The sequence below is a fragment of the Streptomyces griseomycini genome, from assembly GCF_014203535.1.
GTDB lineage: Bacteria > Actinomycetota > Actinomycetes > Streptomycetales > Streptomycetaceae > Streptomyces > Streptomyces griseomycini.
Map to the genome: position 1 here is coordinate 1 of NZ_JACHJI010000056.1, position 3200 is coordinate 3200.

General features: G+C 74.4%; 1 protein-coding gene. It reads left to right on the top strand.

The features are described 5' to 3' along the window. Positions 1–3200, top strand: a 3200-nt coding sequence (locus tag FHS37_RS38640) for a type I polyketide synthase (protein ID WP_184829994.1), incomplete at both ends; no start/stop codon positions are given.

Consider the following 3200-nt stretch of genomic DNA (forward strand, 5'->3'; position numbering starts at 1 on the left):
TGGCCCACCCTCCTGAAACCCCACCACGCCCACACCGTCGAACTACCCCCCTACCCCTTCCAACGCCGGCGCTACTGGCTCACACCCGAACCCGCGGGGACGGACGCCCGCGGACTCGGTCTGGCCTCGGCCGGGCACCCGCTGCTGGGCGCCGTGGTCGAACTCGTCGAGGAGGACCGGCTGGTGTACACGGGGCGGCTCGCCCTCGACGCGCAGCCGTGGCTCGCCGATCACGCCGTGCACGGCACCGTGCTGCTGCCCGGCACCGCGTTCCTCGAACTCACCATGGCCGTGGGCGCCCGGACGGGCTGGCGACGGCTCGCCGAACTCACCCTCCAGACACCCCTGGTGCTCCCGCCCGACGAAGCCGTACAGCTCCGGGTGACCGTCGAACCGCCGACCGCGGACGGGCAGCGGGAGCTGGCCGTGCACTCCCGGCCGCAGGACGCCGACCCGGGTGTCCCGTGGACGCGGCACGCCACGGCACTGCTCGACGTCGACGAGGACACCGCCGACTTCGACCTCGTCGAGTGGCCGCCGCCCGGCGCCCACGAGATCGACGTCGAGGCCCGCTACGACACCCTCGCGGAAGCGGGCTACGACTACGGTCCCGCCTTCCAGGGCCTGCGCGCCGCCTGGCGCACCGGCCGCGACGTCTACGCCGAGGTGAGCCTGCCCGCCGAACTGGACGCCGCCTCCTTCGGGCTGCACCCGGCGGTGCTGGACGCGGCCCTGCACGCGGTCGGCCTGCTCCGCGAGGACGGCGGAACCGTCCTGCCCTTCTCCTGGTCCGGTGTCACCCGCTACACCGAGGGCGCGGACGCCCTGCGGGTGCGGCTCAGCGCGAGGGGCGAGGACGGGGTGGTCCTGCGCGTCACCGACAGCGCGGGAAAGCCCGTGCTGTCCGCGGAGGCCGTCACGATGCGGCCGTTCACCGCCGACCTGACCGCCGGACGCGGAACCGACTCGCTGTTCCGGCTGGAGTGGCGGCCGGCCCCGGCCACCGCGGCCGACGTCGACGTGTGCCTGGTCGCGGACCTGGCCGACGTCCCGGATCCCGTACCGCAGGTGGTCGCCGTACGATGTCCGGTCGCACCGCAGGACTCGGACGGCACGGGAGCCGGCCTCGCCGAGAACGCACACCGGTCGGCGGGGTGGGCGCTCGAACTGGTCCAGGAGTGGCTGGCCGATGCCCGTTTCGCCGGCTCCCGACTGCTGGTGCTGACCGACGGCGCCGCCGGCCCCGAGGTCATGAACCCGGCCCAGGCCACCGTGTGGGGCCTGATCAGGGCCGCACAGTCCGAACACCCCGATCGTTTCGCGCTGTTGGACTCGGACGAGGAGCACCGGGCCGACACCGTGCCCGGGGCCGTGCTCACCGAGCCCCAGCTCGCCGTGCGGGCGGGCACGGTCCTCGTCCCTCGGCTGGTGCGGCACACCGCCGTCACCGACCTGGTCGGTGCCGCCCGGCTCGACCCGGACGGCACCGTGCTCATCACCGGCGGAACCGGAGCGCTCGGCGCATCGGTCGCGCGGCACCTGGTCGCCGAGCACGGTGCCCGCCGTCTGCTGCTGGTCAGCCGTCGCGGCCCCGACGCGCCGGGCGCCGGGGAACTCGCGGCGGAACTCACCGGGGCGGGCGCCGAGGTGGTCCTCGCCGCCTGTGACACCGCCGACCGCGACGCGCTCGCGCAGCTGCTGACCGGCGTACGGCTCACCGCCGTCGTCCACACCGCGGGCCTGTTGGACGACGGCGTGGTCGGGTCGCTGACCGCGGACCGGCTCGCCGCCGTGCTGCGGCCCAAGGTGGACGCCGCCGCACATCTCGACGAACTGACCGCGGACCAGGATCTGGCGGCCTTCGTCCTGTTCTCCTCGGTGGCGGGCGTGCTCGGCAACCCGGGCCAGGCCAACTACGCCGCGGGCAACGTCTTCCTCGACGCGCTCGCCGCCCGTCGTCGGGCCGCCGGTCGCCCCGCGGTCTCACTCGCCTGGGGACTGTGGGCCGAACGCAGCGGCCTCACCGGGCACTTGGACGACGACACCCTCTCGACCCGCGGCATCGCCCCGCTCTCCACCGAACAGGGCCTCGAACTTCTCGACCGGGCGCTCGCCGACGACCACCCGGTGCTCGTGCCGGCCCGCCTCGACCCGGCCGCGCTGCGCTCCGACGCGCTCGCCGGGACCCTGTCCCCGGTGCTGCGCTCGCTGGTGCGGGTCCCGCAGCGGCACCCCGGCCGGTCCGGCCTGCGCCACAGGCTCGGCCGGATGTCCGAGGAGGAGGGCCGCCGTCTGCTGCTCGACCTCGTACGCACCCAGCTCGCCTCGGTCGTCGGCCGCGACTCGACGGACGGGATCGACCCGGACCAGCCGTTCAAGGGCTTCGGCATCGACTCGCTGCTCGCGGTGCAGCTGCGCAACCGCCTCAACTCCGCCACCGGCCTGCGCCTTCCGGCCACCCTCGTCTTCGACCGTCCCACACCGGCCGCCGTCGTCGACTTCGTGCTCCCGCTCCTGCGGGAACGTACCGGGAGCACCGCCCCACAGCCCGTCACCACCGCCGCACCGCGTACGGACGACGATCCGATCGTGATCGTCGGTATGGGGTGCCGTTTCCCGGGCGGGGTGGACTCGCCCGAGGCGCTGTGGCGGGTGGTCGCCGAGCAGCGCGACGTGATCTCGGGCTTCCCGGCCGACCGGGGCTGGGACCTGGACGGCCTCTACCACCCCGACCCGGACCACTCCGGCACCTCCTACGTGCGCAAGGGCGGTTTCCTCCACGACGCCGCGGAGTTCGACCCCGAGTTCTTCGGGATCTCGCCGCGCGAGGCGCTGGCGATGGACCCGCAGCAGCGGCTGCTGCTGGAGATCTCCTGGGAGGCCCTGGAACGGGCCGGGATCACGCCCGCCTCGCTGCACGGCAGCGACACCGGTGTGTTCGCCGGTGTGATGTACCACGACTACGGCGGTGGCGGCCGACTGCCGGAGGAGGCCGAGGGCCACTTCCTGACCGGCACGGCCGGCAGCGTCGCCACCGGTCGGGTGGCGTACACGCTCGGGCTGCAGGGCCCGGCGCTGACCGTGGACACGGCGTGCTCGTCGTCACTGGTCGCCCTGCACCTGGCGGTACGCGCCCTGCGCTCGGGCGAGTGCTCCCTGGCCCTGGCCGGCGGCGTGACGGTCATGTCCACCCCCGGCAT